This is a genomic window from Streptomyces sp. NPDC028907 (genome assembly GCF_055564995.1).
This window is the reverse complement of record NZ_JBVHVE010000013.1, coordinates 70,795-89,169: the sequence shown is the minus strand read 5'-3', so window position 1 is coordinate 89,169 and position 18,375 is coordinate 70,795. Positions and strand designations below refer to the sequence as shown.

General features: G+C 71.1%; 19 protein-coding genes. 8 read left to right on the top strand and 11 right to left on the bottom strand.

Features of this window, described 5'->3' with window-relative positions:
• Positions 1-20: 20 nt before the first annotated feature.
• Positions 21-728 (bottom strand): DUF2470 domain-containing protein, encoded by a 708-nt coding sequence (locus ACZ4UU_RS33670; protein ID WP_471907171.1) that lies wholly within the window; start codon positions 726-728, stop codon positions 21-23.
• 57 nt (positions 729-785) lie between these two features.
• A complete protein-coding gene (locus tag ACZ4UU_RS33665) occupies positions 786-1,712 on the bottom strand; it encodes a hypothetical protein (RefSeq protein ID WP_471907170.1) in 927 nt (308 codons plus the stop codon).
• Positions 1,713-2,042: 330 nt separating this feature from the next.
• Here ACZ4UU_RS33665 and ACZ4UU_RS33660 point away from each other — a divergent pair, with 330 nt between their 5' ends.
• Together ACZ4UU_RS33660 and ACZ4UU_RS33655 are read left to right on the top strand one after the other, a co-directional pair.
• Complete coding sequence (locus ACZ4UU_RS33660; RefSeq protein WP_471907311.1) at positions 2,043-2,435, top strand: hypothetical protein; 393 nt, start codon at positions 2,043-2,045, stop codon at positions 2,433-2,435.
• A complete protein-coding gene (locus ACZ4UU_RS33655) occupies positions 2,432-3,283 on the top strand; it encodes a hypothetical protein (RefSeq protein WP_471907169.1) in 852 nt (283 codons plus the stop codon). Before ACZ4UU_RS33660 ends, ACZ4UU_RS33655 begins: the two co-directional genes overlap by 4 nt.
• 12 nt (positions 3,284-3,295) lie before the next feature.
• Here the strand turns inward: ACZ4UU_RS33655 and ACZ4UU_RS33650 are convergent, their stop codons facing one another.
• From ACZ4UU_RS33650 to ACZ4UU_RS33640, 3 genes are read right to left on the bottom strand one after another with little or no spacing between them, the layout of a single operon-like run.
• Positions 3,296-4,054, bottom strand: coding sequence for an FAD:protein FMN transferase (locus ACZ4UU_RS33650; RefSeq protein WP_471907168.1), 759 nt, complete (start codon positions 4,052-4,054; stop codon positions 3,296-3,298).
• Between the two features lies 1 nt (position 4,055).
• A complete protein-coding gene (locus ACZ4UU_RS33645; RefSeq protein WP_471907167.1) occupies positions 4,056-4,751 on the bottom strand; it encodes an FMN-binding protein in 696 nt (231 codons plus the stop codon).
• Between the two features lie 19 nt (positions 4,752-4,770).
• Positions 4,771-6,057, bottom strand: coding sequence for a ferredoxin reductase family protein (locus ACZ4UU_RS33640; RefSeq protein ID WP_471907310.1), 1,287 nt, complete (start codon positions 6,055-6,057; stop codon positions 4,771-4,773).
• A 205-nt stretch (positions 6,058-6,262) separates the two neighbouring features.
• Between ACZ4UU_RS33640 and ACZ4UU_RS33635 the strand changes: the two genes are divergently transcribed.
• From ACZ4UU_RS33635 to ACZ4UU_RS33615, 5 genes are all read left to right on the top strand, one after another.
• Positions 6,263-6,952, top strand: coding sequence for a response regulator transcription factor (locus tag ACZ4UU_RS33635; protein WP_234763633.1), 690 nt, complete (start codon positions 6,263-6,265; stop codon positions 6,950-6,952).
• Positions 6,949-8,424: a sensor histidine kinase gene (locus ACZ4UU_RS33630; RefSeq protein ID WP_471907166.1), complete on the top strand. Its 1,476-nt coding sequence runs from the start codon at positions 6,949-6,951 to the stop codon at positions 8,422-8,424. The genes ACZ4UU_RS33635 and ACZ4UU_RS33630 overlap by 4 nt, the downstream gene beginning before the upstream one ends.
• Before the next feature lie 72 nt (positions 8,425-8,496).
• Positions 8,497-9,666 (top strand): ABC transporter ATP-binding protein, encoded by a 1,170-nt coding sequence (locus ACZ4UU_RS33625; protein ID WP_471907165.1) that lies wholly within the window; start codon positions 8,497-8,499, stop codon positions 9,664-9,666.
• Positions 9,663-10,352, top strand: coding sequence for an ABC transporter permease (locus ACZ4UU_RS33620; protein ID WP_471907164.1), 690 nt, complete (start codon positions 9,663-9,665; stop codon positions 10,350-10,352). The genes ACZ4UU_RS33625 and ACZ4UU_RS33620 overlap by 4 nt, the downstream gene beginning before the upstream one ends.
• Complete coding sequence (locus tag ACZ4UU_RS33615) at positions 10,349-11,017, top strand: ABC transporter permease (protein WP_471907163.1); 669 nt, start codon at positions 10,349-10,351, stop codon at positions 11,015-11,017. The genes ACZ4UU_RS33620 and ACZ4UU_RS33615 overlap by 4 nt, the downstream gene beginning before the upstream one ends.
• A gap of 61 nt (positions 11,018-11,078) precedes the next feature.
• Here ACZ4UU_RS33615 and ACZ4UU_RS33610 read toward each other — a convergent pair whose 3' ends face one another.
• From ACZ4UU_RS33610 to ACZ4UU_RS33590, 5 genes are read right to left on the bottom strand one after another with little or no spacing between them, the layout of a single operon-like run.
• Entirely contained in the window at positions 11,079-11,483 is a 405-nt protein-coding gene (locus ACZ4UU_RS33610; RefSeq protein ID WP_471907162.1) for a RidA family protein, read from the bottom strand.
• Positions 11,484-11,538: 55 nt separating this feature from the next.
• Positions 11,539-12,114, bottom strand: a complete 576-nt coding sequence (locus ACZ4UU_RS33605; RefSeq protein ID WP_471907161.1) for a GTP-binding protein — start codon at positions 12,112-12,114, stop codon at positions 11,539-11,541.
• Positions 12,111-12,551, bottom strand: coding sequence for a DUF742 domain-containing protein (locus ACZ4UU_RS33600; RefSeq protein ID WP_471907160.1), 441 nt, complete (start codon positions 12,549-12,551; stop codon positions 12,111-12,113). The genes ACZ4UU_RS33605 and ACZ4UU_RS33600 overlap by 4 nt, the downstream gene beginning before the upstream one ends.
• Before the next feature lie 23 nt (positions 12,552-12,574).
• The gene (locus ACZ4UU_RS33595) at positions 12,575-13,051 is read right to left on the bottom strand and encodes a roadblock/LC7 domain-containing protein (RefSeq protein WP_062719686.1); all 477 of its coding nucleotides are present in this window, start codon (positions 13,049-13,051) and stop codon (positions 12,575-12,577) included.
• A complete protein-coding gene (locus ACZ4UU_RS33590) occupies positions 13,048-15,537 on the bottom strand; it encodes a sensor histidine kinase (RefSeq protein WP_471907159.1) in 2,490 nt (829 codons plus the stop codon). The genes ACZ4UU_RS33595 and ACZ4UU_RS33590 overlap by 4 nt, the downstream gene beginning before the upstream one ends.
• A 307-nt stretch (positions 15,538-15,844) precedes the next feature.
• Here ACZ4UU_RS33590 and ACZ4UU_RS33585 point away from each other — a divergent pair, with 307 nt between their 5' ends.
• On the top strand, positions 15,845-16,801 hold the full coding sequence (locus ACZ4UU_RS33585) for an ABC transporter substrate-binding protein (protein WP_471907158.1): 957 nt from the start codon (positions 15,845-15,847) through the stop codon (positions 16,799-16,801).
• Between the two features lie 70 nt (positions 16,802-16,871).
• Here the strand turns inward: ACZ4UU_RS33585 and ACZ4UU_RS33580 are convergent, their stop codons facing one another.
• Positions 16,872-18,251: a glycoside hydrolase family 43 protein gene (locus tag ACZ4UU_RS33580; protein ID WP_471907157.1), complete on the bottom strand. Its 1,380-nt coding sequence runs from the start codon at positions 18,249-18,251 to the stop codon at positions 16,872-16,874.
• Between the last annotated feature and the right edge of the window lie 124 nt (positions 18,252-18,375).

The following is an 18,375-nucleotide window of genomic DNA, read 5'->3' as shown; positions in this document are numbered from 1 at the left end:
CGGTTTCGGGGGGCCCTCGCCTACGATCTGGTCGGCAGGCGACGGCGCCGCCGGCGGGCGGTGGCCTCGGCGAGCAGGGCGTGGATCTGGCGCACCGCCTCCCCCGGGTGCGTGGCGGCGGTGGCGAAGGGCAGCCGGACGTCGTGATGGGCGTCCGGTGTCTCCAGCCGGAGCACCAGGCCGTGCCGGTCGAGCCGCAGCGGCCGTACGCCGGTCGCGCCGAGTCGCTCCCGGGCGGGGAGCAGCCCGGCGAGCGGGGCCACCGTGTGCGCGTGCGCCGCGTCCAGCCGGGCCAGCATCTCCGCCTCGTGCGTGGCGAGCGGGTCGGGGGAGGCGAGGGTCAGTTCGTCGAGGCCGATGACGATCGTGCCGTCGTCGTCGGTGAGCACCGCACGGGCCGGGTTGAACACCAGGGCCTTCGGCCCGAGGGCGGTGAGCCCGCCGCCGAGCGTCAGCCGGGCGCGCACCCGCTCGCGTACGGCGACGGGGGCGATGTCGGTGAACTCCACGAGGGTGGCGAGGTCACCGTGCGGCGCCATCGCCAACTCGGCGGCGAGGTGGCCGTCCGGCAGGTTGTGCAGGAGCAGTCGCGAGGCGGCGTCGACGGTGTGCAGGCCGATCAGCTCGATGCGGTGGCCCTGCGTGGTGACGGTCAGCGAACCGGCCGCCGCCAGCACCGAGCGGGCACGCTCGGCGGGCGACGGCTCGGGGCAGGAGGCAGCAGACATGGGAACCTTTCGAGTTAGGTAAGCCTAACCTTAACTCATGTCCGGTGCCTCTCGCCGTCACTTCTTGTCGAGATCGAGTGAACCGCTGTAGTCGGACGTGATCGTCTGGCCGTAGAACGGGTCCTTGCCGGTGGCGCGGGCGATCACCGAGGCCGCACCCGGCTTGAAGGGCGCGCTGCCCGTGGGGGTGGCCTCGGCGGTCCACGGAACGGGTTCGCCGGGTACGCACGGCACCTGCGTGCGGTACGAGCCGCGGACGGTGGTGCCGTCGACCGTCTGGCTGACCGTGCCGTACGAGTCGACCGTGACGGGCGAGTTGCAGGTCACCGTGCCGTGGACGACAGCCTTTCCGCTGCGCTTGTCGGCGGTGCCGGTGGCCGCGACCCCCAGCCCCAGCACGGTCGCGGCGGGCGGCTCCGGATTGTGGACGCGCACCTCGCCGCGCAGCGCTGCCGTGACTCCCGGGCAGTGCTGTTCGAAGGAGGCGTCGAGATCCTTGACGTATCCGTACGGTCCGAACTCCACGGAGCGAATCGTGAAGCTGCCCTCGGCGAGGCAGTCCCGGCCGTTGCCCCGGAGTTCGAGCCTGGGCTCGTCGGGGCTCGGATTCGCCTTGGCGCCGGTGTAGGTGCCGGGTGTCAGCGACTGGGGCTGCCCCCACGGTGCGGCGAGATGCAGCGCCCAGGTGTCGTCGCCCGCGCCGTCGACGAACACGCTGAGGTCGGTCCCCGGAACGCCGTTCGTGCTGTAGCCCTGGACGGTGATGACGTCCTGCGAGCCCGCCGCGTCGGAGTAGGAGTACGACTGTCCGGCGCTGATGTACTCGCCCGCGTCGCCGCTGAAGGCGAAGGTTCCGGTCTCGACCTCGTAGGCCTGCGCCGTGGCGCCACCCAGCAGGCCCGAGGAAACGGCCGTGAGGGCCAGCGTCGTGGCGAGGCCGGTGGCGATGCGGGTGTACGTGCTCTTCCGGGCACGCGTTCTCATGAAGTCTCCCTGGTGGTAGGGCGGATGGGGCGGCCAGGACGGACGAGGCCGTCGAAGCGGGGCGGTTGTACAGCAGGGGGCGCGCCCGACGCCAACGCACGGACAAACAGCACCAAAGCCGGCTCCGCCGACGCATGGCGGATGCCAAAGGTTGTACGTCCGCTGTGACTTGCTTGTGTGGGCATCGACACGCCCGTGACCCGTGATGTTCCTGATGCGACATCCGCTTGATCGATCAGGAGTGCCGGCCGCAGCTTCTGCCGGCCATCGAGCGAAGGGTTGGGGGTCCCATTGAGTCCAGCGGAAAGACCTGGCACGGTCGCCGAGTACATGCGGGCGTGCGCCGCGGAGTTCGTCGTACGCGTCACCGTCCGGGGCCGGCTGCCGCTGGACTACTCCGTGGCCAGCCTGCGGCTCGTGGACTTCCTGATCGACGGGCTGCGCAAGGGCGGCGCCGGATGGGAACAGGTGCGGGACACTCTGTTCGGGCTCGGGGCCTACGTCGGTGAGGTGCTCGTGCGCCGCGCCGGCGCGCAGTGGGTGGACTTCGACGCCGACCAGCGCGCCTACTTCGGCCAGCCGGTCGGCGTGCGGATGCCGGACGGCCGGGTCTGGAACCCGATCGGCAAGGTCCGCAACCGCTTCGACCTCGGCGGGCCCGGCGAGTCGCTCCAGACCTTCTATCTGACCCTGCACGGTCGGGTCAGGAGGGCCGCCGCATGAGAAGGCCCCTGGCCGCGACGGCGCTGCTCCTCGCCGCCGCCCTGACCGCCTGCGCGGACCCGGCGGACGGCGCACGGCCCGCCGACTCCACACAGCCCACCGCCCCCGGCCCCCAGGCCGCCCCCGCCGAACCCGAGCCCCGTACCGCCGCCGAGTTCCTCGCCCGTGCCGAGCAGGCGATGGCCGGGCGGAAGGGCTGGACGTTCGAGGTGAAGGGCCGCGAGGGCCTGGTGCTCCAGGGCCAGGAGAACGCCGCCACCTACACGGCCACCGTGCGCCGGACGACGGACGACCCATGGGCGCTGCACTCCACCGGCACCACCCTCAGCAAGGGCGTGAGCAAGCCCGAGGAGATCTACGTCACCGACGGGACGGCCCACGTCAGGAAGGGCACGGCCGACTGGGAACACGGGCCCCTCACCGACCCGGAGTTCGCGGCCAAGGTCGAGGACCCGCTCGCCGCGCTCGACGCGTTCCGCGGATACGGCGCCGAGGTCACCCTCGCCACGCCCGCCGACCGGGTCGAACTGCGCGTCCGTACGACGACCGCCCCCCTGCCCGGCGTACGGGACGAGGTCGTCGTGCAGAAGGCCCTCGATGAACTCGCCCCGACCCTGCGGCAGTTGCGCGCGGCAGGCGTCACCGCCCCCGAGAGCGCGATCACCGTCGAGAGCGTCGAGGAGACCCTCGTCCTCGACCCCTCCACGTACCGGATCACCGCGCACACCTTCAAGTGCGGCTTCCGCATCCCCTACGACGGACAGCACATCCGCTACGAACAGGAGGTGACCGAGCGGACCGAGGGCCCCTACGACGGGACCGTGGTCCTGCCGGAAGGGATGGGCTGACCGAACTGCCGCTTATGTTCCCGTCAGTCGGGCCTCCGTAGGCGTCCCCGTCGACGCCACCGGAAAGCCCTCCGTACGGAAGACGCGCCGCTCGGCGTCCACCGCGAACACCTCGCAGCCCGTCCGGCCGGCCGCCCACCCGACGCCCTCCGCGCCCATCGCGAACGCGGCGGTCGCCACGGTGTCCGCGACGGTCAGGGAGGACGCCACGACGCTCAGCGAGAGCAGTCCGGTCGCCGGACGTCCGGTGCGGCCGTCGACGATGTGGTCGCCGCGTTCGTAGCGTGCGGAGGTCGCGATCGCCCCGTCGGTGAGCTCGGCCACCGTGCACACCCTGTCGGCCTGCTCGGGGTGGCGTACCCCTACCCGCCAGGGCCCGCCGGAGGCGACGACGTCACCACCGGCGTTCAGGACGAAGCGCCGCGCTCCCGCGGCCGTCAGCAGCTCGGCCGCCCGCTGCACCGACCAGCCCTTGACCACCGCGCACGGGTCGAGCCCGCGTCCCGGCAGCCGTACGTCGAAGGCGCCGCCGGTGGCGACCCGGTACTCCTCGCACAGGCCCAGCACCTCGTCGAGGTCCGCGCTGACGTCGCCGCGCGCGATCTCCCCCCGGTCCAGCCGGCAGACCTCGCTGTCCGCCTTGAACGGGCTGAACCGCGCGTCGACCTCGCGCAGCCACGCGAAGACGGCGTCGGCCGTCTCCTCGCCGACGTGCGCGTCGTCGACCCGCAGCGAGACCGGGAACCCCATCACGTGCTCGACGCGGTGCACGTCAGGCGTCCTTCGCGTCGATGGCGGCCTGGAGGGACTCCCGGTAGCCGTCGCTGGTGATCGTGGCGCCGGAGACGGTGTCGATGTCCGCGCTCTGGGCTTCGAGGGTCTCGGAGATCAGCTGCGGCACGGCCGCCGTGGTCTGGGGGTGGTTCGGCTGCTGGAGCATCTTCGCGGCCGAGATCTTGTCGCCCTCGAAGGTCACCTGGACCTGGACGGGGCCCTTGTCGGTGTTCACCGTCGGGCCGTCGACCGTCTGCGTCCGCGAGGCGGCGGACGCCGAGGGGGACGCGGAGGACGACTTCGCGTTCGCGTCGATGGCGGCCTGGAGGGACTCCTTGTAGCCGTCGCTGGTGATCGTGGCGCCGGAGACGGTGTCGATGTCCGCGCTCTGGGCTTCGAGGGTCTCGGAGATCAGCTGCGGCACGGCCGCCGTGGTCTGGGGGTGGTTCGGCTGCTGGAGCATCCTCACAGCCGTGATCTTGGACCCCTGGAAGGTCACCTGGACCTGCACGGGCCCCTTCTCGGTCTGCACGGTCGAGCCCTTCACGACCGTGTTCCCGGATCCGGCCGCCGCCGAGGGCGTCGAGGCCGACGTGGCGGCCTCCGTGGTGGCGGTGCCGAGGGACGGCTCGTAGCGCCAGACCGGGATCAGGCCCACGGCGCTCAGGACCAGGACAGGTATTGCTCGCTTCACGATGTCTTTCCCGTCCCTCTCAGCCGGCCAGGCTGAAGCGCTCGAAGTGGACCTGCTGCTTGGGCACGCCCAGCTCGCGCAGGCTGCCGATCAACGCGTTCATCATCGGCGGCGGGCCGCACAGGAACACGTCCCGGTCGGTGATGTCCGGCACCAGCCGCGTCAGCTCCGCCGGGGCCAGCTTGTCCGGGACGGGCGGGCCGGTCACCAGGTGCAGCTCCGCGCCCTTGGCGTGGGCGAGCTCCACCAGCTCGCCGTACAGGACGGCGTCCCGGTCCGAGGCGACCCGGTAGATCACGACCGCGTGGCCGTGCAGCTCCTCCAGCAGCGCGCGGATGGGGGTGACGCCGACGCCGCCCGCGATGAGCACGGCCTCCGGCCGGGTGCGGTGCATCGTGGTGAACGCGCCGTACGGGCCCTCGGCGAAGACGCGCGTGCCGACCTCGATGTGCCTCAGGCCCGCCGAGCCGGCGCCGGCCGCCTTGGCGGTGAGCCGCAGCTGGTTGCCGTCGGGCGCCGCCGACAGGGAGAACGGGTTGGCCTGCCACCAGCGGTCCTTCGTCAGGAACCGCCACAGGAAGAACTGACCGGCCCGCGCCGGCAGCCTGTCCAGGTCACGGCCGGTGACGTAGACCGAGACGACGTTGTCGGACTCGGCGACGACGGCGGAGACACGCAGCTGGTGGCGCCAGTTCCGCCACAGCGGCAGGACCAGCCGGCCGACGAGGACGGAGGCGAGGGCCACACCCCACACCCCGTACCAGTACGCCGTGGCGGCGGAGGACGAGGTGAAGGACGTGCCGACCGCGACCTGGTGCGTGAACGCCAGGGCCACCGCGACGTAGGTGTACAGGTGGATGAAGTGCCACGTCTCGTACGCCAGCCGGCGTCGCGCGAACCGGGCCGACACCACGCCGATCACGATGATGATCCCCAGCGCGACCACGGCACGCAGCACGCCCTCGACCGTCTCCGCGAGGTCGACCAGCTGGTTCACCGGGTCCAGCGAGGACGACTCGGCGTAACCGAAGGTGATGAACACGGCGTGCGCGAGGAGGGCCCACAGGACGCTGAAGCCGGTCCAGCGGTGCCAGGAGGTCAGCCGGTCCATGCCGATCCGGCGGTCCAGCCAGGGCAGCCGGGCCACCAGCAGCAGCTGGAAGGCCATGAGGAGCGCGCCGAACAGACCGGTGAGGCGGCCGAGCACGATGAGGGTGTTCGAGGCGAAGCCGGCGGCGAAGAAGAAGTAGAGGACCACGGCCACGTTCGCGGCGAGCAGGGCGTACAGGCCCGTGCGGGCGACCACCCTGGGGCGTATCGCCGTGGGAGGCGCAGGGGGTGATTGGACGGTCGTCGTCACGGCGACAGCTCCTTGATCTCGTCTGTGGATACCGAGCTTGTCCGGCCGCAGCTGTCGAAAAGCTGTCGTACATCTTTCAGGTGCTTATCGATGTGGTCGCGGTACCCGACCCGCACCCGAGGAGCGGCCCCCGGTGCCGCACTATGAACGGGTGGAGAAAGTACGCCTTCTGGTCGTGGACGACGACCCGCCCATCGCCGACCTCGTCGCGACGGTCGCCCGCTACGAGGGCTGGCAGGCGATCACCGCGAACTCCGGCGAGGAGGCGCTGCGGCTGGCCGCCGAGTTCCATCCGGACATCGTGGTGCTGGATCTGATGCTGCCCGACGTGGACGGGTTCGGCGTCCTGGACCGGCTGCGCGGCGCCGGGACGATGGTGCCCGTGGTGTTCCTAACCGCCCGCGACGGAGTCGCCGACCGGGTGGCCGGACTGACCCGGGGCGGCGACGACTACCTGGTGAAACCGTTCGCCGTGGAGGAGCTGATGGCCCGGCTGCGGACCGTGCTGCGGCGCAGCGCCGGGCCCGGCTTCCAGCGTTCCGTCCTTCGGGTGGCCGACCTGATGATGGACGAGGACACCCGCGAGGTGCGCCGCGGCGACAAACTGCTCACGCTCACGCCGACCGAGTACGAGGTGCTGCGCTACCTCATGCGCAAGTCACCGACCGTGCTCACCAAGGCGCAGATCCTCGACCACGTGTGGGAGTACGGCTTCGGTGGCCGCTCGAACGTCGTCGAGCTGGTCGTCAGCCGGCTGCGCCGCAAGCTCGACGACACCGGCACGCCGCTGATCCACACCGTGCGGGGCTTCGGGTACGTGATCCGGCAGGCGGCCGAGTGATCGGGCGGTTGCGGCGGACCTACCGCCGGATGCGGCTCGGCACCCGGCTCGCGCTGGGCCTCGGCGTGCTGTCCCTGGTCGTCTTCGGAGTCGTCGGCACGGCCCTGACGACGTACATGCGCGACTACCTGTCGGCCCAGCTGGACACCCAGCTCGCGCAGGGCCAGATCGCCCAGTCCAAGAGCATCGCGGACTACGGCACGCTGACCGGCAAGAAGTACTACAGCTGGTTCTACGCCGTCTACGACGTGGCCGACGGCACGCCCGAGCTGCGCAGGCCCGAGGACCCCGCCGACCTGCCGGAGGACGTCGACGACTTCACCGCGCTCGCCCTGGCGCAGAGCACCGCGCGCACCGAGCTGCTGCGCACCGAGCACCTGCGGGGCAAGGGCGAGTACCGGCTGCGCGCGTGCGAGGTCGAGCCCGGGGTGGTGCTGGTCAGCGCCGCGCCCATGGACGACATCGAGGACACCGTGGGCCAGCTGATCGCCATCCAGGCGGTCACCTTCGGCCTGGCGCTGATGACCCTGGTGGTGGTCGGGCGGGGCATGCTGCGGCGCGGTCTGAAGCCGCTGAGCGACATGGCGCACACCGCCCGCGGGATCACCTCGCACGATCTGACGGACTCGGCGCGACTGCCGGTCCGGCACGACAAGCGCAGCGGCGGCCCCGAGGTCGAGGAGCTGCGCACCGCCTTCAACACCATGCTGGAGCACATCGACGACTCCCTCGCGGTGCGCGCGGAGGCGGAACAGCGGCTGCGCCGCTTCGTGGCGGACGCCTCCCACGAACTGCGTACCCCCCTGATGTCGGTACGGGGCTACGCCGATCTCTTCCAGTACGCCGCCGCCAACGCCCCCGAGGAGCGGGACAAGCACCTGGCCCGTCTGCGCTCCGAGGCCGCCCGGATGGGCTTCCTCCTCGACGACCTGCTGCTGCTCGCCCGCCTGGACGCCGCCGAGGTGGAGACACCGCTGCGGCTGCGGGAGGCGGACCTGGTGGAACTCGTCGAACAGGCGGCGGACGCGTTCCGGGTCACCCACGCCGACCACTCGCTGACAGTGGCCCCCGGCCCCGGTTCCCTGAAGCTGACCCTGGACCCCCAGCGCATCCGCCAGGTCCTGGACAACCTGCTCACCAACGCGGCGATGCACACCCCGGCCGGCACCCAGGTCTCGGTGGCGGTGTCGATGGTGAACGGCGCGGCCCAGGCCCGGATCGCCGACGCCGGCCCCGGCATCCCGCCCGCCGACCGGGCCCGGGTCTTCGACCGCTTCTACCGCGTCGACAAGGCCCGCAGCCGCGACCGGGGCGGCAGCGGCCTGGGCCTGGCGGTCGCCCAGTCACTGGTCCGGGCCCACGGCGGCCGCATCGACCTGACCAGCGAGCCGGGGGCGACGGTGTTCACGGTGACGATTCCGCTGACCGGAGCGGCTCCTCCGGCCCACAACCCCGCAACACAACACGTCTAGACTCTTCCAACGGCCCGGCGCCCGCGGTCAGAAGCGGGCGAAACCCGTCAAACCCGAAGGGTATTCGGCGTTTTGATACGCATAGACTCAGTCACCAAGCGATACCCGGACGGCACGGTGGCGGTCGATCGGCTCTCGTTGGAGATACCCGACCGCTCGATCACCGTTCTCGTGGGGCCGTCGGGCTGCGGGAAGACCACCACGCTGCGGATGATCAACCGGATGGTCGAGCCCAGCGAGGGCACCATCCTCATCGACGGCGTCGACAGCCGGCAGCAGCCGGTCAACACACTGCGCCGGTCCATGGGATACGTCATCCAGAACGCCGGTCTCTTCCAGCACCGCACGATCCTCGACAACATCGCCACCGTGCCCCGCATGCTCGGCTGGGGCAAGGAGAAGTCCCGGGCCCGGGCACGGGAGCTGATGGAGCGGGTCGGCCTCGACGGGACGCTGGCCAAGCGGTACCCGTACCAGCTCTCCGGCGGCCAGCAGCAGCGCGTCGGCGTGGCACGGGCGCTCGCGGCGGACCCGCCGGTGCTGCTGATGGACGAGCCGTTCTCGGCCGTCGACCCCGTGGTGCGCAAGGGGCTGCAGGACGAGCTCCTGCGCATCCAGGACGAGTTGGGAAAGACCATCGTCTTCGTCACCCATGACATCGACGAGGCCGTCAAGCTCGGCACGACGGTCGCCGTGATGCGCACGGGCGGCAAGCTCGCCCAGTTCGCGCCGCCCGCCGAGCTGCTGTCCCGGCCGGCCGACGCGTTCGTGGAGGACTTCCTCGGTGCCGACCGCGGTATCCGGCGGCTGTCGTTCTTCCCGTCGGCGGGCCTTGACCTGCTGACCGAGCCGATCGTCGCCGTGGACGCCGGTGCCGAACAGATCACCGCGGCCTGCGCCGCCGACACCCCATATCTCCTCGTCACCGACGCCGACGGCAAGCCCCTCGGCTGGAGCGAGCCGCGGGACGTCACCGCCGGGGCGATCACGGCCGGCCGGCTCCTTCCCTACGGGCGCCCGTTCGTCGCCGAGACCGACTCGCTGCGGGCCGCCCTCGACTGTGCCGTGCTCTCGCCCACCGGATGGGCCGTCGCCGTGGACGCGTCGGGCCGGGCCACCGGGGTCGTCTCGCAGCAGGCCATCGGCGAGGCCATCCGGGGCGCGCACGCCCAAAGCGGTGCGGACGCGGCGCGGGACGCGGAGCCGGACGAGGACGGCAAGGCCCAGAAGGTCGCGCCATGAGCGAACTCTTCGACCTGCCCAGCGACCTCCAGAACAGCTACTTCGGCCTGGTCGCCCTCCATCTGCGCGAAGCCCTCATCCCGGTCCTCGTCGGGCTGCTCGTCGCCCTTCCCGTCGCCCAGCTGTGTGTGCGGGTGCGCTGGCTGTACGCGCCCGTGCTGTGGGTGACGACCGTGCTGTACGCGGTTCCCTCGCTCGCCTTCTTCGTCATCCTCATCGACTACACCGGGCTGAGCGAGCTCACGGTGATGATCCCGCTGGCCGTCTACAGCCTGGTCGTGCTCGTCCCCGCGATCGTGGACGGCGTACGGTCGGTGCCGCGGGAGACGCTGGCCGCCGCCACCGCCATGGGCTTCGGGCCCGTACGGCGCTACGTCCAGGTGCAGTTGCCGATCGCGGCACCCGCGATCATCGCCGGGCTGCGGGTGGCGTCCGTGTCGAGCATCTCCCTCGTCAGCGTCGGCATGCTGATCGGCAACGAGGGCGCCCTCGGCAACCTGCTCAACAGCGGCCTGACCTACAACCAGCCCCGCCTGATCTGGCTCTCCGTGCTGGGCACGGCCGTCCTCGCCCTCCTCGTCGACGCCGCGCTGATCGGCCTCCGTGTCCTGCTGACACCCTGGATGCCGCGCGCCACCCGCAGGAACAACACCCGCACGCCCGCCGTGAAGGAGGCCGCCCGGTGAACGTCCTGAACTTCATCAGCTCCTTCTTCAGCGACAACGCCCACTGGCAGGGCTACGACGGCATCCCGACCCGCCTCGGCGAGCACATCCAGTACACGCTGACCGCCCTCGCCATCGCCGCCGCCGTCGGCCTGCCGGTCGGCCTGCTCACCGGCCACACCGGGCGCGGCGGCAACACGCTCGCCCTCATCGCCACCTCCGCCCGGGCGCTGCCCAGCTTCGGCCTGATGGTGCTGATGTTCATCCTGCTGGGCCTGGGCATGGCCCCGGTGATGATCCCGCTGGTCGTGCTCGCCATCCCGCCCATCCTCGTCACCACCTACGAGGCGATGCGCTCCGTCGACCCCGCCCCGGTGGACGCCGCCCGCGGCATGGGCATGGCCGAGACCGCGGTCCTCTTCCGCGTCGAACTCCCCGTCGCCCTCCCGCTGATCCTCAGCGGCCTGCGCTCGGCGGCCATCCAGATCGTCTCCACGGCCACCATCGCCGCCTACGTCAGCTTCGGCGGCCTCGGCCGCTACATCATCGACGGCCTCTACCAGCGGAACTACGAGAAGGTCGTGGGCGGCGCCACGCTCGTCGCCGCCATGGCACTGGCGACGCTCGCGGTGTTCTGGGCGGTGGGGCGGCTCACGGTGTCGCCCGGGGTGCGCAGGCGGACGTGACGCGACGGGGCCGCCGTCCCCCGCACCGAGCGGGACGGCGGCCCCGAGCACCTCTGTGCGGCTACGGCCGTACGGCCACCGCCTCGACCTCGAACAGCATCCCCGGCAGCGCGAGCGAGGCCACGCCACTCAGGGTCTGGGCCGGCAGACGGGTGCCGAAGCGGGCGTGCAGCGCCTTGCCGAGCGCCTCCAGCCTGGACAGGTCGTGATCCACGATGAAGGTGCCGAGCCGGACCACGTGCTCGTAGCCGAGGCCGACGCCCTCCAACGCCGAACGCAGACGGTCGAAGGCCAGCTCCACCTGGGTGGCGAAGTCGCCGGGCACGGGTGCGCCGGTGGCGTCGGAGGCGTACTGGCCGCTGATGAAGACGAGTTCGCCGGGCGCCGAGACGGCGTGGCTGTAGCCGAACGGGGTCGGGTCGTGCAGGGCGGGCGGGTTGGTGATGGTGCGCTCGTCGGTACTCATGACGGACACCAACGCCGTTGTGTGCGCGGGCATTCCGCGCCTCGCGCCCCTCCCGTCATCCCTCCGTGCGGGCCAGCGCCAGTTCCAGTACGACCAGCAGGGCGTCGCGGACCGAGCCGCGCTCGCGGGCGTCGAAGACGACGACCGGGACGCCGTCGGTGACGTCGAGCGCCCAGCGGATCTCCTCCAGGGTGTGCTCCACCCTGCCGTCGAAGGCGTTGGCGGCCACCGCGAAGGGGATGTCCCGGTGCTCGAAGTAGTCGACGGCGGCGTAGCAGTCGTCGAGCCGCCGCGTGTCGACGATGACGAGTCCGCCGACGGCACCCTCGACGATGTCGTCCCACATGAACCCGAACCGCTCCTGGCCGGGTGTGCCGAACAGATACAGCTTCAGGGTGGGGTCGATGGTGAGGCAGCCGAAGTCCATGGCCACGGTGGTCGTGGTCTTGAGCGGGGTGTGCGTGAGGTCGTCCACGCCCGCCGCGACCTCCGTGATGGCGGCCTCGGTGGTCAGCGGCTCGATCTCGGAGATCGAGCCCACGGCGGTGGTCTTGCCCACGCCGAAGCCGCCCGCGATCACCATCTTGACCGGCAGCGGCGGTCTTACGGTGGCCGGTTCAGTCCTCGTCATGGAGTGACCCCTCGTGAGTCGGGGATGGCGCGCAGGCCGTCGATGACCCTGCGCAGTACGGATGCGTCGTGGACGACGCCGGAGTCGGGCACGTGCACCGTCAACTGCCCCGCGGCGCGCAGGTCCTCGGCGAGGACACGCACCACGTTGAGGTGCAGCCGCAGCAGGGCCGCGATCTCCGCGATGGACTGCGGCAGTCGGCATACGGCGACGATGTCGTGCCGCTCGAAGGCCAGCCGGTCGAGCGCGTCGATCCCGTCGGTGGTGGCCACCACCTGCGTTTCGACCGGCATCGACCGGCCATCGGCATCCCCCACCACCCGCCCGGCGGTCACCAGGAACGGCCGCACGGCGGGGGCGGGCCCGACCGGGTCCGGCTGCCCTTCGGGGCCGGGCTCCGGACCGGCAGGGTCCGGTGGTGGGGTGCCGTCCGCCATGGCGGTGTCCGTCCTTCTCGGCGTCAGCGGGCCGACGCGGCGCCGACGCTGTTCTTCAGCTCCAGCACGAGCTGCGGGCTGAGGGAGGAGCCGGCGCGGTTGGCGAACACGGTCATCTCGTAGGCGATGTTGCCCAGCTTGGCCTCCTTGTCGGTGACCACGCCGAGCACGGCGCCGCTGCCGATCGCGGAGACCAGGACGTGGCCGCCCTCCAGGTCGATGATGACCTTGTTGAGGCCGCCGAGGCCGTAGTTGCCGGAGGCGCCGGCTGCCAGGCTGGTGATGCCGGAGACGATCGCGGCGAGCCGCTCGGAGTCGGCGTGCTCACGCAGCTCGGACACGGCGATGAGCAGGCCGTCCGACGAGACGGCGATGGCGTCCACCACACCGGCCGTCTCCTTCGCGAACCGATTCAGCAGCCAGGTGAAGTCGGCCGCGGCGGCCTGAAGTTCGGCCGGCGTGGAGCCTCCCACCGGGGTGCCACCTGTCGACGTGCTCACTGCTCCGCTCCTTCCGGGGAGTCGTTCTGGTCCTGCTCACGGGGGGTCGTGGTAGTGGTCGTGACGGGGGCGGGGTGTTCCCCGGTGTCGCCGGACCGGCTGTCGCGGTGCGCGCGTTCCACGCCGGCCTCGAACTCGTCGAGCGCGGCCCGCACGGCCTCCGCGTCGAGCGTCCGCGCCTCCTGCCGCGGCGCCGACTGCCGCTCGGAGGGCTCGGCGGTCGTCCGCAGGGTCGCGCCACGGACCCGGCGACGCAGCGGCCGGGTCGCGCCGACGGCCGGTTCCGGCTGGTCGGCCCGGGCATGGTCGACGGGCGCCGGCTCACGGTGCGCGACGCGCCGGGGCAGCGGCCGCAGGGCGTCACCGTCACCGTCTCCGTGACCGTCACCGTCCGGCCGTACGGGATCCGTCGGCACCGTGGCCGAGGGCCGGGGCCCCGCGGAGGGGGCCGAAGGCGTCCCGGCCGCCGGCGGCGCGGCGGCCGGCGTCGTCGCGGCGCGGACCGCCGCCAGGGCCGCGGTGGCGGCCGACCCCGTCGTGCTCCCCGTCACCAACAGCGACGACGGCACCGTCACCTCGGCCGTCACACCGCCGCCCGGCGTCCGCGACAACGTGACCGTGATGTGCCAGCGGCGCGCCAGCGTGCCGACCACGAACAGGCCGAGGACCTTCGTCGGCACGACGTCCAGTCGCTCGCGGCGGATCAGCCGCGCGTTCTCCTCGTCGAGGCGTTCGGGCGTCATGCCGAGGCCGTGGTCGGTGACGACGATCACCGCGTCGTCGCCGGAGGTCGCCACGCTCACCTCGACCGGGCTGTCCTCCGGCGAGAACGACACCGCGTTCTCCAGCAGTTCGGCCACCATCAGCGTCAGGTCGCCGATGACCTCCGGCTCCACCACGGCCTCGGTCCGCGCGCGCAGCTCCACCCGCTGGTAGCCCTCGATCTGGCCGAGCGCGGCGCGCACGACGGTGGTCAGCGGGCTGGGACCGGAGTCCAGGACCGGCTCGTGGATGCCGGCGAGCAGCATCAGGCTGTCGGCGTTGCGGCGCAGCCGGACCGCGATGTGGTCGATGGAGTAGAGCCGCTCCAGCAGGGCGGGGTCCGTCTCGCCCCGCTCCACCACGTCGATCAGGGACAGCTGGCGTGTGGTCAGGTTGCTGACCCTGCGGCCCACGTTGCCGAACATCTCGGCGACGTTGCGCCGACTGAGCACCTGCCGCTCCAGCAGCGCGGCCGCTGTCGTCTGCACCTGGTTGAAGGTCTCGGCGAGTTCACCGATCTCGTCGCGCGCGGTGACCGGCATCTCGCCCAGCCGGGGCGGGCCGTCGTCCTCGGCGTCGTCGTCGGCCACCCGGGCCAGCTCGCGCTCGGCGACCTCGGCGACCTGTCGTGCCGCGCCCGTGAGGGCCTGCACCGGACGGACCACCGAACGGCGGACCAGCATGGCGAGGGCCAGCCAGACGGCGAAGCCGAACAGGGCGAGCCCCAGCAGCAGCAGCGCGCGCCACGCCGCCGTGTCGGAGGCGCTCTCCGCCTCGTCGGCGATCTGCCCGATGAGCGAGGTGGTGATCGCCAGCCGGGTCCTGGCCTGGTCGCGGTAGGCGCCGTAGGAGTCGAGCGCCTCCGCGAGCGACCTGCGGATCTCGGCGGGCGAGTCGGCCTGCACCGCGCCCGGGTCGATCTGCAGCTCGGAGTACTGCCGGCTGATGGTGGTCTGCGCGCGGGTGTACTTGATCCCTTCGAGGGTCTCGGCCTGTGCCTCGGTGGCGAACCGGGCGAAACGCTCGGACTGGTGGGTGTACTCGTCGTAGGCGCCGATCGCGCCGATGAACTCGATCAGCGCGTTGGAGTCACCGGTCGACGCGGAGAACACGCCGGTCTCGAAGGCGCTGTGGGCGGCGCCCGCACGCAGCAGCGAGTCGAGCATGCTGCCGGTGAAGGAGGTCGCGAGATCGGGGTTGCGGTCCAGGCCGAGGCCGTCGATCAGCCCCTTGGCGGCGTGGGTGTAGGCCGGGTCGATGTTGCTGGCGGGCAGATAGCCCTGCTCCACGGTGTCCCGCAGGCTGCTCAGGCCCTCGACCCCGCGCAGCGCCTGCGCCTCGGTCTCCGGCAGCCCCTCCCCGAAGGCGTCGCGTACCCGCTGGACCTGGGAGTTCACGCGGGATTGCGCCGTGCGGTAGGCGGCGGACGAGGGCTCGCCGCCCCGGGCTGCCTCGTGGCGCACGGAGAGCAGGATCGCCTGCTGGTGCTCGGCGGCCAGCCGGTCCACGAGGGTCGCGACCTCGACGCTCTCCCGGACCAGCCGGGCGGCGTCCGCGGCGTCGCGCGACTGCGCGGTCTGGTCGGCGATGAGATGGGCGAGCAGGGCCGCGACCACCGTCAGCGGCACGCCGACCAGGAGGTTGAGCTTGCGCCGGAACGGCCAGCGGTCGGCGAAGCCACGTATGCGACGCGGACGGGGCACGCCCACTTCATCAGTGGCCACCCTGCCTCCTTCGTGGGCGTCACACGGCGCGCGAAGGGTCGCACATGACCGGTGTTGATCGAGTATGAAACGGCTTTCCGCCGGGGACGGTACCGCCCCTGGATCTCCGTGACCGGAACTGTACGTCAAGAATCCATTACGACCCCCTGCACCCCAACCGTCCCTCCTTCACATCGGAGCGCAACTGCCCGTTACCTTCCGATTTTTGAGGCCAATCGGTGACCTGACCGCACTTGACTGACCGAGAAGCGGCTGGATTGGATCAGTGGAAGAGCTCTCCCAACCCCCTGAATCCGGAACGGGAATCGTGACTTTCACCGCCACACGCAGCAGGTCCCTCAGGAACCATCCCGGCACGGCAGCCGTCGCGCTCGCCGCCACGGCGGCGCTGCTGGCGGGATGTTCCTCCTCCGACGACAAGTCCGACCCGCTCGCCGGGGACAAGCCGAGCGGCGACACCGTCGTCGTCGGCTCCAACAACTTCCCCGAGAGCACCCTGCTCGCCGACATCTACGGCGAGGCGCTCAAGGCCAAGGGCATCGAGGTCAGCTACCAGCCCAACATCGGCAGCCGCGAGGTGACCTACGGTCAGCTCCGCAACGGCTCCGTCACCGTGCTGCCGGAGTACAACGGCTCGCTGCTGGCCTACCTCGACCCCAAGGCGGAGCAGAAGTCCTCCGAAGCCGTGAACGCCGCGGTGAAGACCAAGCTGGACGCGAAGCTGACGCTGCTGGAGTCGTCGCCCGCCGAGGACAAGGACTCCGTCGCCCTCAACGCTCAGACGGCGAAGAAGTACGACCTGACCTCCGACTCCACCCTCGATGACCTCAAGGACATCGCCCCGGACCTGGTGATCGGCGGCTCGCCCGAGTTCCAGACCCGCCAGCAGGGCCTGAAGGGCCTGGAGTCCGAGTACGGCCTGGAGTTCAAGTCCTTCAAGGCGCTGGACGCGGGCGGCCCGCTGACCCGGGCGGCGCTGGCGAAGAACACCGTGCAGGCCGCGGACGTCTTCACCACCGACCCGAGCATCACCAAGGAGGGCTTCGTCGTCCTGAAGGACCCGAAGAACCTCTTCGGCTTCGCCAACGTGACCCCGCTGGTCTACAAGAGCGGTCTCTCCCAGGAGGGCGTCGACGCGCTCAACGCGGTCTCGGCCAAGCTGGACACCAAGACCCTCCTCGATCTGGACTCCCAGGTGCAGCTGGAGAACAAGGACCCGCTGGACGTCGCCAAGGCCTGGCTGAAGTCGGTCGGCCTCGGCTGACGCAGGGCGCACCCGGCAGGCTTTCGCGGGGTTGTGACGGGCCGCCGTCACAACCCCGCTGTGCTGTCGCTCAGTAGCCGACCTGGAAGGTGGCGTCCTGGCGTTCGGTGGTCGTCGATATCGGGTCGATGCGCAGGGCGTAGTCGGAGTGCCTGAGGTAGCGGGTCGGGTTGTTGTGCGAGCGGAACGAGGCCCAGGAGGCGTCCGCGAGCCCCGCCGTACGGTGGAAGGTGGCGTCCCCGGCGAACGTCGACGTGCCGTCGTTCTCGTCCAGGCGCAGGGCGTAGTTGTAGTGCCGCAGATAGCGGGCCGGGTAGTTGACCGACTGGAAGGAGACGCCGGAGGAGTCGGCGAGCCCCGGCACCAGCTTCCACTGCGAGTCGGGGAACGGGTCGAAGGGGTAGGCGTCGATCCGGCCGACGAAGCCGCTGTGGCGGACGTAGCGGGCCGGGTAGTTGTAGGACTTCAGCCGGTTCCAGGCGGGGGCACCCCATCTGGCGAGCAGGTTGTTGTACTCCGTCGACGTGATCGGGTGGATGCCGCAGTGCTTGGAGTTGAGCGGCTGCGTGTAGAGCTTCTGGTCCAGGGCCGTCCAGGTGCCGGCGGCCAGGTTCGTCGTCTGCCAGACGTAGAAGACGCCGTTCGGTGTGTAGGTGTCGCCCCAGAGGTGCCAGTTGTTGCCGGTCAGGGATTTGACCACCGTGGGCGCCTCGGTGCCGCCGTGGTTCACGGCCGTGCTGAACGGGGTGAAGCTGCCCGGGTTCAGGCTCGTCGAGCGGGCGCCGACCAGGGTGCCGTTCCGCTTGAAGTAGAGGTAGTTGACGCCGTTCACACCGACGGTGAGGTTGCCGTCGATGACGTCGTAGCCGGGGTCGAAGAAGACCTGGGGGCTGGTCGTCGTACGGAAGTCGGTGGTGTAGCTGACCATGATGACGTTGTGGCCGCTGCTGTTCACCGACGAGTAGAGGATGCCGTACTGGCCGCGTGAGGCGTCCCAGAAGGCCTCCGGTGCCCAGCTGTGCGTGCCCGTCATGTCGTGCAGCTTCAGCAGCCGGTAGCCGGTGAAGGTGCGCAGGTCGGTGGAGTCCCAGACGTGGATGTAGACGCTGTTGCGGGTCCAGTCCGTGCCGCTCAGGTCGGTCGCGAGGACGACGAACGTGCCGTCCTGCTTGCGCAGCAGGAAGGGGTCGCGCAGACCGCCGGCGCCGAGGGTGGGGGTGGCGACCGGGTTGTTCTGGTTGAGCGGCGTCCAGCGCAGGCCGTCGGTGCTGACGGCCAGATGGAGGTTGTAGTCCGCCTCCAGCATGGTGTTGGACTCGGTGAAGTAGACCATCGCGTACGCCGAGTCGGCGGCGTGGGCGGTCCCGGCACCGAGGGCCAGCGCACCTGTCGCGGCGAGCGGGACGGTGGCGGCCATGCCGAGGAACTGTCTGCGTGAGGGGTTGGTCATGCGGCTCTCCTGGTCGATATCTCGAACGAAGTTCGGTGAATCGACCAGAAAGTAGGAGAGGGTTGAGGGCGCGTCAATCACAGGGGCGCCCTTGGCGGTTTCCCGCCACCCGGATACGCCCGCT

Coding starts and splice junctions, on each gene's coding strand:
- ACZ4UU_RS33670 (WP_471907171.1), bottom strand. CDS start 728: ATGTCTGCTGCCTCCTGCCCCGAGCCGTCGCCCGCCGAGCGTGCCCGC.
- ACZ4UU_RS33665 (WP_471907170.1), bottom strand. CDS start 1,712: ATGAGAACGCGTGCCCGGAAGAGCACGTACACCCGCATCGCCACCGGC.
- ACZ4UU_RS33660 (WP_471907311.1), top strand. CDS start 2,043: ATGCGGGCGTGCGCCGCGGAGTTCGTCGTACGCGTCACCGTCCGGGGC.
- ACZ4UU_RS33655 (WP_471907169.1), top strand. CDS start 2,432: ATGAGAAGGCCCCTGGCCGCGACGGCGCTGCTCCTCGCCGCCGCCCTG.
- ACZ4UU_RS33620 (WP_471907164.1), top strand. CDS start 9,663: ATGAGCGAACTCTTCGACCTGCCCAGCGACCTCCAGAACAGCTACTTC.
- ACZ4UU_RS33610 (WP_471907162.1), bottom strand. CDS start 11,483: ATGAGTACCGACGAGCGCACCATCACCAACCCGCCCGCCCTGCACGAC.
- ACZ4UU_RS33605 (WP_471907161.1), bottom strand. CDS start 12,114: ATGACGAGGACTGAACCGGCCACCGTAAGACCGCCGCTGCCGGTCAAG.
- ACZ4UU_RS33600 (WP_471907160.1), bottom strand. CDS start 12,551: ATGGCGGACGGCACCCCACCACCGGACCCTGCCGGTCCGGAGCCCGGC.
- ACZ4UU_RS33580 (WP_471907157.1), bottom strand. CDS start 18,251: ATGACCAACCCCTCACGCAGACAGTTCCTCGGCATGGCCGCCACCGTC.